This window comes from Pelagicoccus sp. SDUM812003, assembly GCF_031127815.1.
In the GTDB taxonomy this organism is placed as follows: Bacteria; Verrucomicrobiota; Verrucomicrobiia; order Opitutales; family Opitutaceae; genus Pelagicoccus.
In genome coordinates, this window is sequence record NZ_JARXHY010000001.1 from 362,320 (window position 1) to 382,690 (window position 20,371).

The window sequence follows — 20,371 nt, forward strand, 5'->3', positions numbered from 1 at the left end:
ATGCAGGCAGGTTCCAAGCAGGTTGGTTGCCAATGGGATGGAAAGCTAAATTTTTGCGAAATAATTTCCTGCATGAATAATACTGCTCAAAAACATGCATTTTATAAGGGATATTTACAGGCAATTTTGCTCTGCGGGCACGGAAATTAGGGCGAAAGCGTTTGATATTCAAGTGCTTTCGATCGAATAGCGGAAATGCGGGCCCGCATTTCCGCCTTTCTTATGGGAGAGGAGGCGTAAAACCTACTCCTCAGCGCTTTCGCTAGGGGTTTCCTCGCTATCCAACTTGGTGACTTCCTCTTCGGCCTCCACGATGCGCGCGATGCCGAGCAGCTGGTCCCCATCGTTGAGGTTGATGCAGCGAACGCCCTTGGTGATGCGGCCGATCACGTTGATGTCTTTGACGCTGGTGCGCACGGCTTGGCCGTTTTTGGTGAGCATCATGATCTCGTCGGTTTCCTTCACGGCGAGGGCGCCGGCCACGCCAGCGGTCTTGGCGGCGATGACGCCGCTGCCGCCTCGTTTCTGGACGGGGAACTCGCTGAAGCTGGTCCGTTTGCCTTGGCCGTTCATGCCGCAAATGAGCAAGGTCATGCTTTCGTCCACGACTTCCATGGCTTGCACGTAGTCGCCGGGGGCCAGCTTGACGCCACGCACTCCGCGGGTGGCGCGTCCCTGTTCGCGCAGGTCGGACTCGTGGAAGCGGATGGACTTGCCCTGGCGGGTGACGATGGAAAGGTCGCTCTCGCGATTGGTCAGTTTAACCGTGATGAGCGTATCGCCATCGTCGATGTTGATGCCGATGATGCCGCCTTTGCGGAAGTTCTTGTAGCCGGCGAGGTTGGTTTTCTTAACCGTGCCGTTTCGGGTGCACATCACGAGGTTGTAGTCCTCGGAGATTTCCTTCACGCAGATCATGGCGGCGATCTGCTCGCCTTCCTGAAGCTGAAGCACGTTGTTGATGCTGCGCCCTTTGGAGGTGCGCGAGCCTTCGGGGATTTCGTAAACCTTCTCCACGTAGACGCGTCCGTTGTTCATGAAGAACATGATGTAGTCGTGCGTGTTGGCGGTGAAGATGTGTTCGATGAAGTCTTCGTCGTAGGTGTTGCCGCCCTGCACGCCTTTGCCGCCGCGCTTCTGGGTGCGGAACTCGGAGTCAGAGACGCGCTTGATGAAGCCCTTGTGGGAGACGGTGATGAAGCAGCCTTCCTTGGGGGTCATGTCCGCCTTGGAGATTTCGCCTTCGTAGGGGACGATTTCGGACTTTCGGGGACTGGAGTACTTGGTCTGCAGCTCGCGCAGCTCCTCCTTGATGATGCCCAGCAGCTTGTACTCGTTTTCCAGAATGGAGCGGAGCTCTTCGATGAGTTTGATCAGCTCGGCGTACTCCTCTTCGATCTTGTCGCGCTCCATGCCGGTGAGCTGGTAGAGACGCAGGTCGAGGATGGCGGCGACTTGGCGATCGGAGAGCGGGTACTTCTCCTGCAGGCGCTGCTTGGCTTCGTCGCGGTTGGCGGAGGAGCGAATGATGCGGATGAAGTCGTCGAGGTTGTCGAGGGCGATCTTGTAGCCTTCGAGGATGTGGGCTCGGTCTTCGGCTTTCCTGAGGCGGAACTGGGTGCGGCGGTAGATGACCTCGCGGCGGTGATCGATGTAGCAGTTGATCAGCTCCTTGATGTTCATCTGCTTGGGGCGACGGTTGTCGAGGGCCAGCAGGTTGACGCCGAAGGAGGATTCGAGGGCGGTCTTCTTGTAAAGCTTGGAGATGATGACTTCCGGGAACTCGCCGCGCTTGAGCTCGATGACGATGCGGGTGTTTTCGTCGGATTCGTCGCGCAGGTCGGAGATGCCTTCGATTTCCTTGGAGGAGACCAGTTCGGCGATCTTGGTGACCAGGGTGGCCCGGTTGACGTTGTAGGGGATTTCGGTGATGATGACGCGTTCGCGATCGCCGCCTTCCATCTGTTCGCTGGTGACCTTGCCTCGGGTGCGCACGATGCCGCGGCCGGTGTTCATGTACTCATCGATGCCTTTGCGTCCGATGATTCGTCCGCCGGTGGGGAAGTCGGGGCCCTGGATGAACTCCCCGAGTTCCGCGATGGTGATGTTGGGGTTGTCGATCTGGGCGCAGATGCCGTCGATGAGCTCGTCGAGGTTGTGCGGCGGGATGTTGGTGGCCATGCCGACGGCGATGCCGGTGGAGCCGTTCATGAGAAGGTTCGGCAGTCCCGCCGGCAATACGGATGGCTCGGTGGTCGACTCCTTGTAGTTCGCCACGAACTCAACGGTGTCTTCGTCGATGTTGCGCAGCAGGTCCTCGGCGAGGGAGGTGAGGCGACACTCGGTGTAGCGATAGGCTGCGGGCGAGTCGCCATCAACGGATCCGAAGTTTCCTTGCGGGTCGATGAGCGGGTAGCGCATGACCCAGCTTTGTGCCATGCGAACGAGCGTGTCGTAGACTGAGGAGTCGCCGTGCGGGTGGTAGTTTTTGAGCACTTCGCCCACGACCCCGGCGCACTTGTCGAAGGGGCGGTTGTGCAGCAAGCCCTCGCGTAGCATGGCGTAGAGGATGCGGCGCTGGACCGGCTTGAGACCGTCCCGAGCGTCGGGCAGGGCGCGCGAGACGATGACCGACATCGAATAGTCGATGTAGGCGGTCTGCATGATGTCGGTAATGCTGGCGGGAGTGATGCGTTCGGTGGAAATCGGGTCCATTGTCTAAAGTAAAAGGTAGGAGTTAAGAATTAGGACGTTTTCGAGAAGGGAAAGAAGTTGGCTGTATCCAAATTCTTAATTCTTCGATTTGACGTTTTCGTTTCTTAGACGTCGAGGTAGGAGACGTTTAGGGCGTTGTCTTCGATGAACTCGCGGCGTGGGGCGACTTCTTCGCCCATGAGGATAGTGAAGAGCTCGTCCGCTTTGGCGGCGTCGTTGATGTTGACCTTGAGTAGTCGACGTTTGGATACGTCCATGGTGGTCTCGTAGAGCTGCTTGGGGTTCATCTCGCCCAGTCCCTTGTAGCGTTGGATGGAAAGCCCCTTGCGTCCCGATTTGCGGATTTCGTCGATGATGGAGAGGTTGGAGAAGATCTCGATGGTGTTCTCGCTTTTGGAGCCCATGTTTTCGGTGAAGGTGTAGACGGGCTGCTCGGATGTCTGGAAGTGCGCCAGGTCCAGTCCGATCTCCTGGATTTCGTGAAGCAGCTTCGACATCTCGGTGGCCTCGAAGACTTCGAAGATGGAGATGCGTTTGGAAATGCCTGCGGACTCGTCGAAAATGGTAGCGGTGGCGTTCTCGTCGTTGAGGCCTTCGGCGCCCATGCCCTGCTCTTGCACGAAGGCGGCGCGCTCTTGTTCGCCGCGAAGGAAGTAGTAGGTTTCGTTGTTTCCCTCGCGGACTCGGGCGAGGTGGCGCGGCAGGGTGTGGTCCGTTTCGGAGTACTGTTCCAGGTATTGAGCGAGAGACGCGCCGTGGCGTGTAACCGATCCGCCGATACGCTCGAGCTGGGCGAAGACTTCCACGATCTGGTCGAGCTGCTGGGAATCGAAGACGTGTCCGTCGTCGAGTCGCACCAGCTGGGCTTCGTCGGTGCCGAGCTCGAGCAGGATGCGGTTCATCTGCTCGTCGTTGTCCACGTACTGCTCGCGGCGCTTTCGCTTGATCTTGTAGAGCGGAGGCTGGGCCATGTAGACGTAGCCTTTCTCGATAAGGCCGCGCATGTGGCGGTAGAGGAAGGTGAGCAGAAGGGTCGAGATGTGCGAGCCATCGACGTCCGCGTCGGTCATGATGATGATCTTGTGGTAGCGGGCTTTCTCGATGTTGAAGCCGGATCCGTCCTCCTGATCGCCTATGCCGGTGCCGATGGCGGTGATCATGGTGCGGATTTCGGCGTTGGAGAGCACCTTGTCGATGCGCGCCTTCTCGGAATTGATCAGCTTGCCGCGCAGGGGGAGGATGGCTTGGGTGCGGCGGTCGCGGCCCTGTTTGGCGGAGCCGCCCGCGGAGTCGCCCTCCACGATGTAGATCTCGGATTCTTCCGGCTTGCGCGAGGAGCAGTCTGCCAGCTTGCCGGGCAGGCCGCCGCCGGAGAGGGCGGACTTGCGCACGGTTTCGCGAGCCTTGCGAGCGGCTTCGCGGGCTCGAGCGGCGTTGACGCATTTGTCGATGAGGCGTTTGGCCAGCTTGGGATCGGTTTCGAAGGCGTACTTGAGGCGCTCGCCTACGATCTTCTGCACGATGCCGTCGACCTCGCCGTTGGAGAGCTTGGTCTTGGTCTGGCCTTCGAAGCGCGGTTCGGGGACCTTGACCGAAATGACTGCCACCAAGCCTTCGCGGGCGTCCTCGCCGGTGATGGCGGGGTCCTTGTCCTTGAGCAGGTTGTTGGCCCGGGCGAACTGGTTGATCACGCGGGTGAGGGCGGTGCGGAAGCCGGTGAGGTGGGTGCCGCCCTCGATGTTGAAGATGGAGTTGGCGTAGGCGAAGATCTGGTCGTTGTACGAATCGTTGTACTGCAGGGCCACGTCGACCGCGATGGGCGGGGCGTCCTCGCTTTCCTTGACCGAGTCGGAGAAGGAGATGGGCTCCTCGTGCAGGATGGACTTGGAGCGGTTGAGGAATCGGATGTATTCGGCGATGCCGTCCACGAAGAGGAAGTTTTCCTCCTTGCTGACGCGTTCGTCGACCAGGGTGATGGAGATGCCGGGGTTGAGGAAGGCCAGCTCCCGAAGGCGCTTGGCGAGGATCTCGTACTGGAAGGTGGTGGTGGTCTGGAAGATCTCGGTGTCGGGCTTGAAGGAGATCTTGGTGCCGGTCTTGTGGGTGTCTCCGATGATGGTGAGCTCCTTGGTGGTGAGTCCGCGGGAGAACTGCATCTGATGGATCTTGCCGTCGCGTCGGACTTCGGCCTCGAACCATTCGGAGACCGCGTTCACGCACTTGGCTCCCACGCCGTGCAGTCCGCCGGAAACCTGGTAGGCGCCCTTGCCGAACTTGCCTCCGGCGTGCAGGTTGGTGAGCACCAGCTCGAGGGCTGGGATGTTGTAGGTCGGATGGATGTCGACTGGGATGCCGCGGCCGTCGTCTTCGATGGAGCAGGAGCCGTCGAGATGGATGGAGACCTTTATGTTTTTGCAGTATCCGGCGAGGGCCTCGTCGATGGAGTTGTCCACCACTTCGAAAACGCAGTGGTGCAGTCCGCGCTCGTTGGTGTCGCCGATGTACATGTCGGGGCGCTTGCGCACGCCCTCGAGTCCCTCGAGCTTCTGGATCTTGGAAGCGTCGTAGTTAGCGTCGCCGTCGTAGTTGACAGGTGTGTTTTCAGATTCGTTAGGGGAATCCATGGAGTGAAATTGCGTTGAATAGGGAGCGTCGCGAACGCCGCGTGATCGGGTGCGCCCGGACTGCGAAAAGAGCTGAATGAAACGCGTCGCGCACGCGCGTGCAAGGCCTTTTATCGGATGGGTCGAAAAGAGGCGTTCTAGGGCGTTTCTAGGGGCCGTTTGCGAAGCGGCGTAGGGTGCCGTATTGACTTTGCTCTCCAAAACGATGTCGATTGAGGCCGCTTTTACATGAAGATGTCCGTAAAACTTGACTACGCCTGCCGGGCCTTGGCCCGCATGGCGGCGCGTTTCCCGAACAGCGAGCTGTCGCGCATCGAGGAATTGGCGGAGCTGGAGGCGATCCCGGCGAACTATCTGGTGCAGATCCTCGGGGAGCTGCGCAATGGCGGGCTGATCGAGAGCCGGCGCGGCAAGCAGGGCGGATACTTGCTGGCTCGTCCGCCGGAGTCGATTTCGCTGCGCGAGGTGATCGCATTGGTGCAGGGGGACCTTTTCGCTGCGGTGGCCGACACTGCTGGGGCTTCGGGTCCTGGGGTGGCTCGGACCTGGAAGACCTTGCAGGAGTGTTTCGAGGGCAAGGCGGAGGAGCTGAGCCTGAAGGACTTCGTGGAGGACGACTCCGAGGGCATGTATTATATTTAGCGGCCTGGCGGCGGCGGAGTTGCGGTTTCGCTAATCTGGGTTTGACCAATTGGCGTTGGCGAAGCTGAATCCAGGTCCCCTTATGGTCTCTGACGCCCTTACTAAAATGCTGATCCTGCAGGATCGCGACATGAAGCTTCAGCAAGTCGAGGACGCGCTGAAAAACCTGCCGGTGGAGCAGCGGGACTGCCAAGCGAGGATCGAGACGCTGAAGGCCGCTATCGAGGCGGGTCGACAGAGGATCCGTGAGCTGGAGACCAAGGGGAAGTCGATCGAGACCGAGATGGCTTCGGTGGAGACGCAGATCGTCAAGTACAAGAACCAGCAGCTTCAAGTGAAGAAGAACGAGGAGTACCAGGCCTTGACGCACGAGATCGAGACCGCGGGAAGGAAGATCTCCGATCTGGAGTCCGAAGAGCTGGAGGTGCTTTACGAGCTGGACGAGGCTCGCAAGACCCATGCCGAGGAGGAGAAGCGGCTCTTGGGGCAGATCGAAATGGAGCAGCGCGAGCTAGCGGTTCTTCGCGAGAAGGAAGAGCGGGTCAAGGGCGAGCGCGCGGCGGCGGTTTCCGCTCGCGAGGCGGCCGACGCGGAGCTGGACAATCCTACGCGTTCCAAGTACCTGCAGGTCGCCCGTGGACTCGCCTTTCCCATCGTCGTGGAGATGTCCGCCCACAAGTGTGGAGGCTGTCACATGAGGGTCTCCAACGCCATCGACTCGGATGTTCGCGCGGCTAGGGAAATTACGACTTGCGACAATTGCGGGCGCATCCTCTACTCCGCTTCCTAGTTTCGGAGCCGCGCGTTCGCTCCGTTGTTCTTTCAAGTTCAGTGGGGAGGAAAGTCCGGACGCCGCAGAGCGGGATTCCTCGCGAAAGCGGGGGAGGGTCGCTTAAAGGCGGCTCGACGGCCAGTGCCACAGAAAAGATACCGCCTGCCGGATGATTTGAAATTTGAAATCTCAAATTTGAGATCCGAAGGCGGGTAAGGGTGAAAAGGTGGGGTAAGGGCTCACCGCGGTTCAGGCAACTGGACCGGCAGGGTAAACCCAATCCGGCGCAAGACAAAATAGGGGACCTGGGCTGCTCGTCCATTTGGGTCCCGGGTATGTCGCACCACTTCTTCGGAAGGGGCTCTCGCTTCGGCGGGAGACAGATAAATGAACGTGGCTTCGCTTCGGCGAAGTACAGAATCCGGCTTACAGGCTCCGAAACTAGGCTCCTTTTGTTGGGGGCGGCGCCGCCGGACCGTGGACGGTCGATTGGAGGGATAAGGCGCTGGGTCGTGGCCTGTTTGGCTTCGCTTCGAGGTGCTCGCTAGGGGGCTTGGGATGGTTCCGCCGGTCGCTTCCGGGGAGTAGCGCCTAGGGGGCCGTGAGTGTCTCGTCGATTCGCCGGACCTAGGCTAGGTGGCTTCCCTATTTGCGTAATCTGGGGCTGCTGAGCGCCGAAGAACGTTGGCAGCATGACCAGCGATTCACGAAGAAAACGAACATGGCTTGGCCGCCCCCCACTGACGTCCCGTCGGCGCGGCTTCACGCTTGTGGAAATGATGGTGGGCCTGGTGTGCGTAGGGATCGTGCTCACTGCGGCGTTCGCCTCCGCCACCCAGACGCTTCGCATGCAGGAGGTGTCTCGGGATTACACCCGCGTCGCCCAGATTCTTCAGAGCCAGCTTGAGGATATTCGTACCTGGAATTGGAGCGACCTCGAAACCTTTCAGGCGGAAACGGGCGGAAACATGCAGGTGGTGACGCTCGATGGGGAGTTTATGGACGCATTTGGATCGCGTTACACCTGCGAACGCCAGGTGAGGGACCGCAAGGACGAGAACGGTCTGACCGTTTCGGGCCAGAAGGAGATCGTGGTCAAGGTCACTTGGCAGAGCAACGACGGCAAGGTGAACACGAAATCGGCGGCTTGCTGGTATACGGAAGGAGGATTGCATGACTACTACTACCGCTCCTTCTAAGTCGGTTTTCGCTTCTGAACGGGCCAGAAAGGGCTTCACCTTGGTGGAGGTTCTAGTGGCGATTTCGCTGGCCGGGATGATTCTAGGGTTTTCGATCGGTAGTCTGGTGTTTTTGGCCCGCACTTCGCAAGGCGCCTGGAACTATCAGGACATGAACACGCAGAGCCGATTCGCTTTGGAGTCGTTCGCTTCCGATGCTCGCATGACCGAGGATGTTAACTCGATTTCCTCCTCCGCGGTTTCGTTGGAAGTCTACAACGCCGCCGGCGGCACCACGACCGTTCTCTACCAGTTCGTGCCTGATCGCAATGTGTTCGTGCGCGTGGTGGGCGGGGTGGAGAAGGTGCTGCTCAATGATGTGGAAACGCTGCAGCTGACCGGCTACACGCTGCGGCGAGCGACTACTTTGGATCGGCTTGAAGTGAAGGAAATCCAGTTGGAGGCGGTCATGCAGCGCGATGTGCTCACGACGACCAATACCAACGAGATCATTTCCGCTCGCTTCCTGATGCGCAATCGACCGGTCAGCAGCGGCTAGAGTGAAACTTTGAAAGCAATATGGAGAGGTGTAGTATGAAGAAAAGTATGTTGTCGGACAAGCGGGGGTCGGCATTGCTGGCGTCCGTGATCATTGCTCTTGTGGTGGGGCTTTGGGTGGCCTCGGCGATTCAGTCGTCGCTCACCGAGTACAAGCTCTCGCTTCGTTACTTGGACATGCAGAAGGCCTTGAATCTAGCGGAGTCCGGTTTGGAGGAGGGCATACGCGCCTACAAGGCGAGCAATTGGACCGGGTGGAACTCGCATTCGAACGGCTACTACAAGGAGGAGTCCGTGGTAGCCCAGGATTGGGGGCTCGAGGGCACCATCAAGATTTTCATCACCAAGGGATCGAGCAGCCCTCAGCTGGCGGCCGAGGGCACGGTGACGAGCACCAACGGCACTACCGTTTCCAAGCAGATTCTCGTGAAGTTCAAGCGCAGCAGTCTCTTCTCCAACGGCTTGCTGTCGCGTCGCCAGATCATCATGAACGGTACCGGCGTGACCGTCGATAGCTACGACTCGCGCTTGGGTGACTACACGCCGGCTCCTTCGGAGGCGAACCGCTTCGCCAATGGCAACGTCGGCTCGATGATGCTGCACAATGAGGACCCTCTGCTGAATCAGGCGAATATCTATGGATATATTTCAGTCGCTGGAGAGTTCGACTTCGAGAAGTCGTTTCACAAGAAAGGGATTCTAGGCCCCTTGGGCTCGCCGGAGAGGTTTCAGGATCCGGATCGCGTGACGGAGGATTTCTATGCCGATTTGCCGCCGGTGGAGGTGCCGTCCTACGGAAGTTGGGACGATGTAAGGGACCTCAACGGCGGAGCCTCCGATATCAACGGACCGCTGACGCTTGGGGATCCCTCCGACACCACGCCTGCGGAATATCAGGCGGAGCGCATTTCTCTATCGGGAGCGGGCGATGTGCTGACCATCAACGGTCCGGTGACGCTCTTCGTGCGTCGCAATGTGAGCGTTTCGGGGAACGGGGCCATCCGCGTGACCGAAAATGGCTCGTTGACGCTCTACTCCCAGGAGTCGCTCAGCATAACCGGAAACGGTTCTCTAGACGGCATGCAGAACGAGACCAAAAAGCCCGAGAAGTTCATGATCTACAACACCACGCCCACCGAAGGCGGCACGAGCGTTGACGTGGCGGGTAACGGCAAGGTCTACGCGGTTGTGTACGCTCCGAACTCGAACATCCACCTGCAGGGCGGCGGTTCGAGCGGCACGGTGCACGGATCGATGGTCGGCTGGGAGATCACGCTCAGCGGTGGCTACGCGTTCCACTACGACGAGGCCCTCGCGGATCTGGGCGGTGGCGGCACCATGGCCATCGAGCATTGGCGGGAGCTGAAGACCGATGCCGAACGCTTGCCGTTTGACAACGTCACCAATCTCAACGCCTACTTCTGATCCATCGAATCGAATTAATCTGCGAGCGGTCGGGCAATTGTATTGACAAAGGCCCGTTCGCTCGGAATATCCGCCCCTCTTATGGCAAATACCAAGTCAGCTATCAAAAACCATCGCAAGACGGTCGCGCGTACCCTGCACAACCGTTCGCGCAAGTCACGCATCAAGACGCTGGCCAAGAAAGTGCAGTTGCTAGCCGCTGAAGGATCCGACAAGGAAGCGCTCAAGAGCGCCGCTATCGAGTTCGTATCCGCAATGGATCGGGCAGCGAAGACCAATTTGATTCACGCCAACAAGGCGAACCGCGCCAAGGCGTCGGTTGCCAAGTACATTCTTGGTTAAACGTTTTTTCCTCCTCCCATCTAAGAGCCCCCATGCGTTTCGACGATGGGGGCTCTTTATTTCCTAGATGCCCGCTGTCGTCCGATCCGCGCAGTCCGGCGTCGTGGCCCTCCTTGGCCCGAGTCACTCAGATCAATCTCACTATGAGCCAGAAATCGGCCTTTATCTCCTTCCCTCCAGGCTACTTGGGGAGTCAGCCCATGAAGTTTCCCTTGTTGGCGAACGACGAGCGCTTGTTTGCCGTCAGCAAGCCCGCTGGCGTCTCCTGCTACCAGCATGAATGGACATTGGGCAAACCGGACTTCTCCATGGCTCTGCGGCGCGAGCTTCTCAATGGGAAGCCCCAGCTGGAGCGCCTGGGCGTGAAAGGGGTTTTTCGCGTCTACAACCTCGACGCCGAGCTGAGCGGGGCTCTGGTCTTCGCCAAGGACGAGGAGAACGAGGGGCTGTTGAAGAACGCCGCTGGCTCGGACCAGTTGAGGTTTCGTTTTCACTTGCTGGCCCGAGCGGAGACCGAAGAGCGGGAGTTCGCCTGCGATCTGCCGATCGCTCGCCATTTCCATGACAGGCGGATGCTGGTTTCGCACAAGACCGGGAAGAGGAGCGAAACGCGGTTCCGATTCCTGCGCCCCTTTGGACAATACCAGCTCTGGGAGGCGGAGTGTACGGAAATGCGCTTGCACCAGGTGCGCCTGCACGCCGCAGAATGCGGGCTGATGGTGGTCGGTGAGGAGTTGTACAGCGACGGAGGCCAGGTGTACCTTTCACGGCTCAAGCGCGGCTACCTGCCGAGCAAAGGACGGGAGCGGCCGATCTACCCGCATCTATGCGTTCACCTGGTTGAGGTGGGCTTCTCGTTGCCGGGCTTGGATCTCGAGCCGGTAATGGCTCCGCTGCCAAGTCGTTTCGAGACGCTGCTCAAGCGGCTGGACGAGCACCGGGGATCGCGTGGCTAGTCGAGACTTTCTGCAATTTCTGCTTTACAGGTATTGGCAGAGCGCGCAGGTTCTCGGACTTTTCCAAATTTCAAGGGACAATTCCTATGGGTAATCTTAAGAAGAAACGCAGATTGAAGATGTCGAAGCACAAGCGTCGCAAGCGCTTGAAGTCGAATCGTCACAAGAAAAAGGCCTGGTAGTCTCGCCTGCGGTTAAGAGGCGCCCCCCTCGACGCGTTTCGTCAGAGTTCTCCGAACGCGAGACTCCGATCGACGTCGACCACTTGCGCTCCCTTTTCACAGGCGCCCAGTCTTCTAACAATTCCAAGCCCGAACTGAGACAGTTCGGGCTTTTTTTCTGCTCCGTTCTCGCGGAAGCTCAGGGCCGCTCGATTTGCTGTCGACGCTCGGTACGGGCATTCCCTTAATCCGACTGAGCCTTGCGATTTCCAGGGTCGCTTTTAGCGGAACCCTTACAAATAAGGGGGTTCACGGGGTTCTCTATCCCTTGTCCCAAGGGTCACGGATTGTCGACGCTAAGAACGGGCGGGGTTTGCAAGTCGCTGGTGGGGGAAGGCTTAAGCGCTGGTTTGTAGGATCGATTGGAGGCTCTCCGCGATTCGCCGTGGGGTGCGCTACTCATGGATCAAGTTTCTCTTAGGGTGGAAAATGCGCAGGGGCCAATGGCGGATGCTGTCGCCTGCAAATTAGATCCCTCTATTAGCCTCAATATCCTAATGGCTGAGTCGATAGCGTGATAAGCACCCAGAGGCGGATGGCGCCTAGGGGATGCAGACTCACAATGATCTCAGCTAAAAAGAACAATTTCATCGTAGAATTTCGCCCGTCTACGATCCGAGCCGCCCGCACGAGCTCGGAAGCAGCCCCTGTCGTGATCGAGGATTTGTTGGAGATCGATCTCGCATCAGGAGGTGACGTTGCAGGCGAACTGCGCAAGTTTTCCGGGGCCAAAGGGAGCGGGTACATGCATGCGTCGGCCGTTGTCTATCCTTCCCAGCGTCTGGTGCGCCAGCTCGTGCTCGATTGCGGGCGCGGCAAGGAGTCGGGCTTCGTGATCGACTACTTGAAGAACTCCGCAGGCGTCGATCCTGATACCTTTTCAGTCTACTGCCTTTCGGCGGTGGACGGTTCCGATGCCGATTTGAGCGCCTTCAACAAGAAGAGCATTTTGCTCTGCGGGGCGCCAAGTTCGGAGATTTCGGAGATCCAGAAGGACATGGTGGAGGTAGGACTCTATCCGCGACGGCTGGAAATCGGAACGGTGGGGACTATCGGCTTCTTGAAGGAATACCTCGCCAGCTCCGACAACACTTCCCCAATCCTCTTCCTCGAAATCGACGACGCCTCGACCAACGCGGTCATCGTCGGAGCGAATGGCGTCGAAATGGCCCGTCGCATCGATTTTGGAGCCTCGCACATCGCTTCGGCCCTTAAGGAGGAGATGAGCTTGAAGGACGAATCGGCGGCTGAGAAGATTCTGCAGTCGCGCGACTTCGATCTCGGTCCGATGGCGCCAAAGCTCTTGCGCAAGCTGCTTCGCGAGCTGCAGAGCTCGATCGGGTTTTTCGAGGTGCAGACCGGCAACTCGGTCTCTCAGCTGTTCTGTCTCAAGCAGGGAGCGACGCTTCCATGGCTGGAGACCAGCATCTCAGACCTGCTCAATCTCGTTCAGCTGAACGTGGACTACCGGAAGTGGCTGGATGCCCGCGGCGTGACCTTCTCCTCGGAGGAGCTTTCCGGCAGGATAGACGCGACTTGGGTCGGGGCTCTATCGCTGGTGATGGATTACGGAAAAGGGGGACAGTCCAAATGATTTCCCTCAAAAAGAAAACGGCCGATAAGGCCAGCTATCGCTGGCGCCCGAACTTTCGTGATTACGAGGCGTTGCCAGACGTGCAGACCGTGCGCACGAAAGTCTTCCTGCCGGTCATATTCATCACTATCGCGGCGGTCTTTTGCGTTTTCATCCTTTTCCGGGAGTACGGCGCGATGAATACGGAAAAGAGCATCGCGAATCTGGAAAGCGAAATCGCTAGCTACCAGGCCGAGCACGACGTCATCGTTTCGCTCAATTCCGATTTCATGAAAATTGTTCGCGATCTCGATGAGATCGACGAGTTCATGTCCGGCAAGCTGGTTGGTAGCGCCTTTCTGATCTCCATCACATCGCTCCTCCCGGAGGACATGTATTTGACGCGTATCGAATACGGTGAGTCCAAAGTTTCCATCGAAGGCAGTCTGAATGTGCCAGCGGAAGAAGCGTCGCGAATTGTGGATGCATTCATGAAGGCGCTTGAGGAGGCTGACGTCGCCCAGGGACTGCTAACGGAGTACAAGTTGACTTCGATGGAACGTGACAAGAGCGGCGAAAAGATCCGCTTCCGCATCGAAGTGCTTCCTCAAGAGGAAAAGAAAGGGAAGAAACGATGAGCTTGATGACTGTCTTAAAGTATTTGAAAAAGAACTACGTGATCGCGATCAGCGGCGCGGTGGTCGTCCTTTGTTCGGTCGTGTTTTTCATCAGAGACGATCAAATACGCCGACGCTCTGCGGACTATGACGATCTGGACATCCGTAGGACTCGAATTTTGAAGAATATGAAGTACGGGGTCGGACTGAAAGATGACCTTGAGGAGGTCAAGTCGATGATGAAGGAGGCGGAGTCTCGGCTCTTTCTACCGGATGACCTAGCGGGCAATCAACGCTACTTCTATCAAATCGAGCGGGCCTCCGGAGTGACTATTTCCAACCTTCAGCAAATCATAAAGCCGATCCCGACGGGCAAGAATAGCAAGCAGGAGCGCAAGAAAGCCATGAAGGCGACATTCAAGCCTATCCTGTATGATATGAGCGTGACGGGCACCTACATGGATGTGCTCGGGTTTCTGAGGGAAATCGAAGGAGGAAGAGCCTTCGCTACGATTGACTCATTCGCGATGTCCGGCGGCAAAGGCGAAGCGGACTCCTCTGTGACAATGCGACTAACGGTAGAGGTTCTCGGGAGGAAAATATAATGAAACGTATTTCTAGAAATATATCGGTCGTTTGTTTCTTGGCGCTTTTTAGCGGTTCTCTACATGGTCAGATCCTATCGATCGAATCGCGTCAGGAAAAGTTGGATACGATGAAAGCTCTATTGGGGAAAACGGTTGTTCCTGTCGAAGCTGATGCGCTTGGCTATGCGGTGAATCCGTTCAATTCTGAGCAGACGGGTCTTGTTGAGGAGGAAGTCGAAGCTGAGGTGGCGGTTGACTTGTCCGACAAAGATCTGCTTCAGGCTCTGTCTCAATATATTAATCCAACCGGAATTTTTCTTTTTGGAGGCGAGTTCTATCTCATCTTCAAGGAGCGAAAAATGAATGTAGGGACCAGATTCAATGTCCTGTATAAAGGGAATCAATACGCTGTGACGGTGACGGAGATAAATAGCTCCAGCTATTCCGTCCGTTACGGAGAAGCGGAATTACAACTCAAACTAAAGTAAATGCGTGATATGAAAAAGAATATGCAACTAGCATTGACGACGCTATTGTGCGTCGGTGGCCTGACTTATGCCATGGCCCAAGAGAGCGTCCCTGCCGAAAGGGTAGCGGATGGTATGGTAGAAGAACGACAAGCTCCTATCTCGGTTCCTTCGACAGCCCCAAGTCCGAGCGATATCGATCGGCTCTATGGTGATTTGACGGCGGACGAGATCGCGGAGCGCGAGCAGGCAGCTGCTCAAAACGAGAGCCTGAACGCTCTCGCGAATGAAGTGGCATCTCCTCTGGACCAGGGCATATCCCTGGATGCTACGGACCTAATCTCAGTTGACTACCCGAATGAGGAGATTCGGACCGTGTTGAGGAATGTAGCGGACCTGTATTCTCTCAATCTCGTAGTGCCGGATTCCCTACAGGGAACGACTTCTATAAAGCTGCGCGATGTCACTTGGCGGCAGATCTACTCGGTCGTTCTCGATCCGGTAGGTTTCACTTTTATCGAAGAGGGATCGATCATAAAGGTCGTGAGCAAGGACTCGTTGAACTTCGAGCCGCCAATCACGGAAATCTTCATGATCAACTATGCGGAAGCGGACCAGATCGCTAAGACGGTGGGCAACCTCGTGGAGGCTGACAAAGGAGGCCGCGTGCAGGTCGACAAGCGCAGCAACGCGTTGATCGTTTCCGAACGCTCATCCAAGATGGATGACATTCGCAGCGTCATCGAGCGTCTCGACCGTCCCACTCAGCAGGTCTTCATCGAGACTCGTTTTATCGAAGTCACCGACACGGATGTGAAGAACATCGGTGTCAACTGGGCGACGTTGCGAGAATATGGAGTCGGAGCCGGTCCTTTCACCCAAACCTACAATCGTCAGTCTTCGGGCGAGCGAGGAAAGGAATATGGCGACGAGTACAACACGGAGGAGGCCGACATCAGCAATCAGGCGGATGTTAAGTCGATTGGTACCACGCGAGGCATTTTCAGAGACAACCTGACTGGCGAAACCATTATGGACTCGACCGCGATCGGATCTCAGAGAAACGCCTCCGCTGCTTTCAACTCTTTGCGCAGCATCGCGAACGGCAAGTCGACCTCCGCCGTTTTCAGCGCCGATCAGTTTGGCGTGGTCATCAGCGCCCTCAAGGAGCAAGGCGGCAGCCGTCTCGTATCCAATCCCACGGTTGTGACCCTCAACAACCAGGAAGCGAATATTTCAGTGGGCGATCGGTATCCAATACCTAACTACGCATACAACGAAGAGACTGGACGTTTCGAAGTCGATGGCTTCGATTGGGAAGATATCGGAATCAATCTGAAGGTGACGCCATCCGTCAACCACACTGGGTTGATCACTCTGAAGGTTGTCCCGTCGGTGACGGACCTAGCGGGGGTAGCGAACTTCGGCTCTGCTGAGATTCCCATTCTCTCGAACCGCAGCACTGTCACCCAGATCGCCCTCAAGGACGGTTTCACCATGGGCATTGGTGGCCTGATGAAAAACGATAGCTCAGAGAACAAGAACAAGGTTCCGGTGCTCGGAAAGGTTCCGGGGCTCGGTCGCCTGTTCCGTCATGAGTCGACTCGGGAAACCAAGCTCAATCTGCTCATCTTCATCACCGCCAAAATCCTGCCAAGCGAGGAAGCTGATTTCGAAGACGTTTTCTCACAGGAGATGATGATGAACACAGGTGTCGATCCGGTCTCTCTTAAGAACCGCTAGGTCCACCGAACAAACACGCTTTACTTATTCGAAGAAGGCGCCTCTCGCTCTGCGGGGGGCGCTTTCATTTTACTCGCCGACCACCGTGAGCACGATGGATCGCGAATGCGGCGCGGCGCGGTGTTCCCACAGGAAAACGCCTTGCCAGGTCCCGAGGCGCAAGGATCCGCTGGAGAATGGGATCGTCTCCGAGCTTCGAGTCAGGGCCATCTTGATGTGGGACGGCATGTCGTCCGGACCTTCGTAGGTGTGGGTGAAATGCGGATCGTTTTCCGGCACCAATCGGTTCAGGTAGTCTTCCAGGTCTCGACGGGCGGATGGGTCCGCGTTTTCCATCAGCACGAGACTGCAGCTGGTATGGCGGCAGAATACGGTTACCAAGCCTTCCTTGAATCCGCTCTCACGCACTGCGTTGCGCGCTTTGTCGGTGATTTCGAGCGTTCCTTGTCCGCTCGTGCGAATGCTCACTTCTGAATGATAGACGCCCATAGGCTTTGTACATGCGCGGATGGGCGAGCGGTTCAACGCTGAACTGGTTTTTGGGAGCAGCGCCTAGTCGCCAGGCGCCAGTATCGCCAGCTCGATTTCCTCGTCGCCTCGTAGAACAGTCACCTGCAGAAAGGCATCCCGTTCGCTGAAGAAAAGCAGGTCGCTTAGCTGATTGAGTGAGCTGATTTCCTCGCCGTTGATTCGCAAGATGGTGTCACCCTTTCTCAGTCCGCTGTTTTTCGCTAGCCCGTTGTTGTGTAGGTTTTGAACCACTACGCTTTTTCGAGCTTCGTTTGAGTAGCTGATCTCCGACTCCAGCAGATCGGCTCCGAGCTCTAGATGTGGGAAGGCCCGACCTTGGCGGAGGTAGTCGGCGACTCGTTTCAAGGCTGCTGTCGGTACGATGTAGCTCGAAGAAACTTCGGGCAGCGTTGCGACGCTGATACCGATTAGCCGTCCTCGTTTGTCGAATACAGGCGAGCCTCCTTCAGCGGGACCCGATGGGATGCTGACTCGCGTGTAGGCGAACGGAAAGCGGATGTCGGAAAACTTGCTTTCTCTGCCGCTCACGAGTCCCCATTTGGGAGTGGGCTCGAATTCGAGAGGGCACGTGATGGCGATGGCGAGCGAGCCGATGGGCGTCGCGTCCGGCGTGGTCTCCAAGGGGATGTGTGTAAGCGTTTCCGGAGGTTTGGCGAGCTGCAGCAGGCTCAGGTTGCAGGTGGTGTCGGTGCCAACGAGTACGGCTAGGTATTGCTTTCCGCCTTTTTCGATCCAGATGCGGGAATTGTCGGTCGAAGGCAGCGCGTTGGTGAGAACGTGGCCGTTCGGATCGATGAAGAAGCCAGATAGCACGGTGAGCGCCGTGCTGTCGGCTCCGGAAGCGTCCTTGGTTCGAGTCGCGACCTTCACTCGCGCGACCGCGTCGCGGTTTTTCTGATACAGATCGATGAGTTGCGATTCGATTTCGTCGATCGCCCTGGCTCTGCCTTGCGCTTGGAAGCCGATTCCTACCGCCACGCACGTCGAGAGGAACGCGATAAAGCTTGCCCTTGCCAAGGGGTTCATTGCCTAGAACTGTTTCTGAGCGCGAATGACTTTTGCCCCGAGTGGAGCGTGCAGATCGGGGCGCTCGGCGGTTTCGTCGTAGCCGCTCGAGAAGGTGACGGGCATTGCGTTTAGGCGATAGGCTTCAGCCTGCGGCAACGGGTTCTGCATCACGTTCATTTGGTAGACGGGATGCGTTTCGAACTCCAGAGGCTGATGGAAGGCGGGAGCGAGGGGGTCGTTCGGCGTGGTTTCCGAGCCGACGACGAACTGGGGCTTGTTCGGAGTCTTCGGGTCGTCGTGAAGCTTTGTTTCGCTCGGGTCCTCGCGGTCGTCTTGAACGAGGAAGCTGGTATTGGTCAGGGCGACTAGGGAGAGGGCGATGGCGCCGAGCGCGGTCGTTGGCGGAGCGGCTCTGCGGGCGGCGACGAGGGCCAGTCGGTAGAGCCGCGTGCGCCAGGGCTGCACGCGGACCAACGAGGAGAGCTGCTTGCTGCGAAACTCCTGCTCGAAGCGTTGCCAAAATGCGGCGTCAGGGCGCTCCAGCTTCTTGAGCTGGATCAGTTGGCTGAGTCGAGCGTCCGTTTCAGCGGTTAGTCTGTGTTGCGGGTGGATGGGCATTCAGGCTAGCGCACGTAGTCCTTGAGTTCGGCTTGAAGAAATTGCTTGGCGTAGTGGAGGCGGGAACGGACCGTGCCGACCGAGGTGCCGACGATCTCGGCGATCTCCTTGTGGCTCAATCCGTCGATTTCGTAGAGCGTGATCACGGTTCGGTGCTTCACGGAGAGCTTTTGGAAGGCGTCGTTGAGCTTCTCCTGCAGTTCGTTCATCAAGGCGCTCTTGTCGGAGTCCGAGTCGGTCTTGAGCTGATCGATGAAGCCGGCCGAGTGGTCTTCCTCGCTCATCTTCTCGAAGCTGAAGAAACGTCTGAGCTTGTGCTTGCGAAGGTGGGTGAGGGTGGTGTTGAGGGCGATGCGGTAGAGCCAGGTGAAGAAGCTGGACTTGCCCTTGAAGCGTCCGACGGATTGGAAGGCCTTGATAAAGGTGTCCTGAGCGAGGTCGGAGGCGTCTTCCCGGTTGGAGGTCAAGTTGTAGATAACCGCGTATATCCGCTCCCGGTATTTGACGATGAGGTCGTCGAACGCGTCCACGTCCCCGGCCTGTACTTTCTGTACGATGGCGAGGTCTTCGTCGGCCTCTTTCTGCCTTTCGGGCGAAGAAACCAAGGTCTTGGACATGGCCTTGCTGACGCTCATCTAGGGTTGCAGTTTGATCGGTAAAAAGTGCTAGCGGAAAACCGGGAAAATGAGAAGCAGGAACTTGGCCACTTTCGCATCTGGCCCCTCGCGGTCGACTACAGGGCGGCGACTTGGTTCCAGAGCAACTGGCTGATGGTGTGCAAGTAGTTGGCGGCGGTTTGGTTCTGGTAGGGAGCGACGGCGTCGCGGGCCTTTTCGATTTCCTGAAAAATCGCCTGACGGACTTCTTCGAAGATGCCCATTTGGCGCAGCTTTTCCAGCCAGTAGGGAATATCTGCCTCCCGTTTGCCCGATAGGGTGTCTCGAAGGGCCCGAGCTTCTTCGGCCGGTAGTCGGTCGCGCATGAGGATCAGTGGCATGGTCGGTTTGCCGGTAGCGATGTCGGTGCCGAGCGTTTTGCCGATCTTTTCCTGCGAGCCGAACAGGTCGGTCATGTCGTCGTAAATCTGGTAGGCGATGCCCAGATGTCGGCCGAAGGCGCCGCTGGCGCGCACGTAGGCGTCGCTGTAGCCTCCTAGGCGAGCCCCTAGGAAGCAGGCCACGCGAAAGAGTTCGGCCGTCTTCAGGTCGATGACGCGAAGGTAGGTGGCCATGTCGAGGTCCGGATCGCCTCGCTGCATGGTTTGCAGGATTTCTCCGGTGCACACCTTGCGGGTGGATTCGGCGACGTTGCGGCAGACCTCGTTGGTCGGAAAGAGGGTGGCGAGGTAGACGGCGTGCGAGAAGAGGGCGTCGCCCAGCAGCACGGCGGTGGCGTTGTTGTACTTGCGGGCCACGGTGGCTCGATTGCGGCGGATGTCCGCTTCGTCCATGATGTCGTCGTGCACGAGGGTGGCCAGGTGTACGGTCTCCACGACTGCGGCGAGCCGTACCAGATTTTCGTCGACCTGGCCGTCGGCCTGCCAGCCGCTGAAGAAGATGAGGGACGGGCGGATGCGTTTCCCTCCGGTATCGATGCTGTATTCCGCGTGCTCGCGAATCTCTGGCTCGAATTGGGAAACTTGCTCCAGCAGGAAGCTGTCCAGGGCCTTTAGGTGCGGCTGCAGGATCTCGAACAGCTCGGGGAGCTGCTTGGCTGTCGAGGCGCTTGGCGTTTCGGGCGGGTTTTGCATCTTCTTAGGGAGAAAGCGTCTATGCATCGCAGAACACGCTTCCA

The 20,371-nt window shown here is 57.8% G+C and carries 20 protein-coding genes and 1 other RNA gene; 14 read left to right on the forward strand and 7 right to left on the reverse strand.

Annotated features, from left to right (window positions below; genetic code table 11):
* Positions 1-243: 243 nt before the first annotated feature.
* Together gyrA and gyrB are read right to left on the reverse strand one after the other, a co-directional pair.
* Positions 244-2,715, reverse strand: coding sequence for a DNA gyrase subunit A (gene gyrA / locus QEH54_RS01425; RefSeq protein ID WP_309016827.1), 2,472 nt, complete (start codon positions 2,713-2,715; stop codon positions 244-246).
* Positions 2,716-2,819: 104 nt separating this feature from the next.
* Positions 2,820-5,339 carry a DNA topoisomerase (ATP-hydrolyzing) subunit B gene (gene gyrB / locus QEH54_RS01430; protein WP_309016828.1) on the reverse strand — a complete coding sequence of 840 codons (2,520 nt, stop codon included), beginning with the start codon at positions 5,337-5,339 and terminating at the stop codon, positions 2,820-2,822.
* Positions 5,340-5,573: 234 nt separating this feature from the next.
* Here gyrB and QEH54_RS01435 point away from each other — a divergent pair, with 234 nt between their 5' ends.
* The 14 genes from QEH54_RS01435 to QEH54_RS01495 all read left to right on the forward strand — a co-directional run bounded on the left by QEH54_RS01435 (position 5,574) and on the right by QEH54_RS01495 (position 16,420).
* Positions 5,574-5,981, forward strand: coding sequence for an Rrf2 family transcriptional regulator (locus QEH54_RS01435; RefSeq protein ID WP_309016829.1), 408 nt, complete (start codon positions 5,574-5,576; stop codon positions 5,979-5,981).
* Positions 5,982-6,063: 82 nt separating this feature from the next.
* Positions 6,064-6,771 carry a C4-type zinc ribbon domain-containing protein gene (locus QEH54_RS01440; protein ID WP_309016830.1) on the forward strand — a complete coding sequence of 236 codons (708 nt, stop codon included), beginning with the start codon at positions 6,064-6,066 and terminating at the stop codon, positions 6,769-6,771.
* An RNA gene (gene rnpB, locus QEH54_RS01445) (RNase P RNA component class A) lies at positions 6,772-7,198 on the forward strand.
* A 247-nt stretch (positions 7,199-7,445) separates the two neighbouring features.
* Positions 7,446-7,952 carry a type II secretion system protein gene (locus QEH54_RS01450; RefSeq protein WP_309016831.1) on the forward strand — a complete coding sequence of 169 codons (507 nt, stop codon included), beginning with the start codon at positions 7,446-7,448 and terminating at the stop codon, positions 7,950-7,952.
* The gene (locus QEH54_RS01455; protein WP_309016832.1) at positions 7,927-8,490 is read left to right on the forward strand and encodes a prepilin-type N-terminal cleavage/methylation domain-containing protein; all 564 of its coding nucleotides are present in this window, start codon (positions 7,927-7,929) and stop codon (positions 8,488-8,490) included. Before QEH54_RS01450 ends, QEH54_RS01455 begins: the two co-directional genes overlap by 26 nt.
* A 35-nt stretch (positions 8,491-8,525) precedes the next feature.
* Positions 8,526-9,914 (forward strand): hypothetical protein, encoded by a 1,389-nt coding sequence (locus tag QEH54_RS01460; protein WP_309016833.1) that lies wholly within the window; start codon positions 8,526-8,528, stop codon positions 9,912-9,914.
* Between the two features lie 81 nt (positions 9,915-9,995).
* Positions 9,996-10,256 (forward strand): 30S ribosomal protein S20, encoded by a 261-nt coding sequence (gene rpsT, locus QEH54_RS01465; RefSeq protein WP_309016834.1) that lies wholly within the window; start codon positions 9,996-9,998, stop codon positions 10,254-10,256.
* Positions 10,257-10,399: 143 nt separating this feature from the next.
* On the forward strand, positions 10,400-11,212 hold the full coding sequence (locus tag QEH54_RS01470; RefSeq protein ID WP_309016835.1) for a pseudouridine synthase: 813 nt from the start codon (positions 10,400-10,402) through the stop codon (positions 11,210-11,212).
* An 86-nt stretch (positions 11,213-11,298) separates the two neighbouring features.
* On the forward strand, positions 11,299-11,394 hold the full coding sequence (locus QEH54_RS22900) for an AURKAIP1/COX24 domain-containing protein (protein WP_083794420.1): 96 nt from the start codon (positions 11,299-11,301) through the stop codon (positions 11,392-11,394).
* A 601-nt stretch (positions 11,395-11,995) separates the two neighbouring features.
* Positions 11,996-13,027 (forward strand): hypothetical protein, encoded by a 1,032-nt coding sequence (locus QEH54_RS01475; RefSeq protein WP_309016836.1) that lies wholly within the window; start codon positions 11,996-11,998, stop codon positions 13,025-13,027.
* Positions 13,024-13,644 carry a PilN domain-containing protein gene (locus QEH54_RS01480; protein ID WP_309016837.1) on the forward strand — a complete coding sequence of 207 codons (621 nt, stop codon included), beginning with the start codon at positions 13,024-13,026 and terminating at the stop codon, positions 13,642-13,644. Before QEH54_RS01475 ends, QEH54_RS01480 begins: the two co-directional genes overlap by 4 nt.
* Positions 13,645-13,649: 5 nt before the next feature.
* Positions 13,650-14,228, forward strand: a complete 579-nt coding sequence (locus QEH54_RS01485; protein ID WP_309016838.1) for a hypothetical protein — start codon at positions 13,650-13,652, stop codon at positions 14,226-14,228.
* On the forward strand, positions 14,228-14,698 hold the full coding sequence (locus QEH54_RS01490) for a hypothetical protein (RefSeq protein WP_309016839.1): 471 nt from the start codon (positions 14,228-14,230) through the stop codon (positions 14,696-14,698). The genes QEH54_RS01485 and QEH54_RS01490 overlap by 1 nt, the downstream gene beginning before the upstream one ends.
* A 9-nt stretch (positions 14,699-14,707) precedes the next feature.
* The gene (locus QEH54_RS01495) at positions 14,708-16,420 is read left to right on the forward strand and encodes a secretin N-terminal domain-containing protein (RefSeq protein WP_309016840.1); all 1,713 of its coding nucleotides are present in this window, start codon (positions 14,708-14,710) and stop codon (positions 16,418-16,420) included.
* Positions 16,421-16,489: 69 nt separating this feature from the next.
* Here QEH54_RS01495 and QEH54_RS01500 read toward each other — a convergent pair whose 3' ends face one another.
* From QEH54_RS01500 to QEH54_RS01520, 5 genes are all read right to left on the reverse strand, one after another.
* Entirely contained in the window at positions 16,490-16,909 is a 420-nt protein-coding gene (locus QEH54_RS01500; protein ID WP_345785627.1) for a secondary thiamine-phosphate synthase enzyme YjbQ, read from the reverse strand.
* A 63-nt stretch (positions 16,910-16,972) separates the two neighbouring features.
* Positions 16,973-17,977 (reverse strand): trypsin-like peptidase domain-containing protein, encoded by a 1,005-nt coding sequence (locus QEH54_RS01505; RefSeq protein ID WP_309016842.1) that lies wholly within the window; start codon positions 17,975-17,977, stop codon positions 16,973-16,975.
* A gap of 3 nt (positions 17,978-17,980) precedes the next feature.
* Complete coding sequence (locus QEH54_RS01510; RefSeq protein WP_309016843.1) at positions 17,981-18,577, reverse strand: hypothetical protein; 597 nt, start codon at positions 18,575-18,577, stop codon at positions 17,981-17,983.
* 5 nt (positions 18,578-18,582) lie between these two features.
* Entirely contained in the window at positions 18,583-19,212 is a 630-nt protein-coding gene (locus QEH54_RS01515) for a sigma-70 family RNA polymerase sigma factor (protein ID WP_309016844.1), read from the reverse strand.
* Between the two features lie 98 nt (positions 19,213-19,310).
* On the reverse strand, positions 19,311-20,327 hold the full coding sequence (locus tag QEH54_RS01520; RefSeq protein ID WP_309016845.1) for a polyprenyl synthetase family protein: 1,017 nt from the start codon (positions 20,325-20,327) through the stop codon (positions 19,311-19,313).
* Positions 20,328-20,371: the final 44 nt, after the last annotated feature.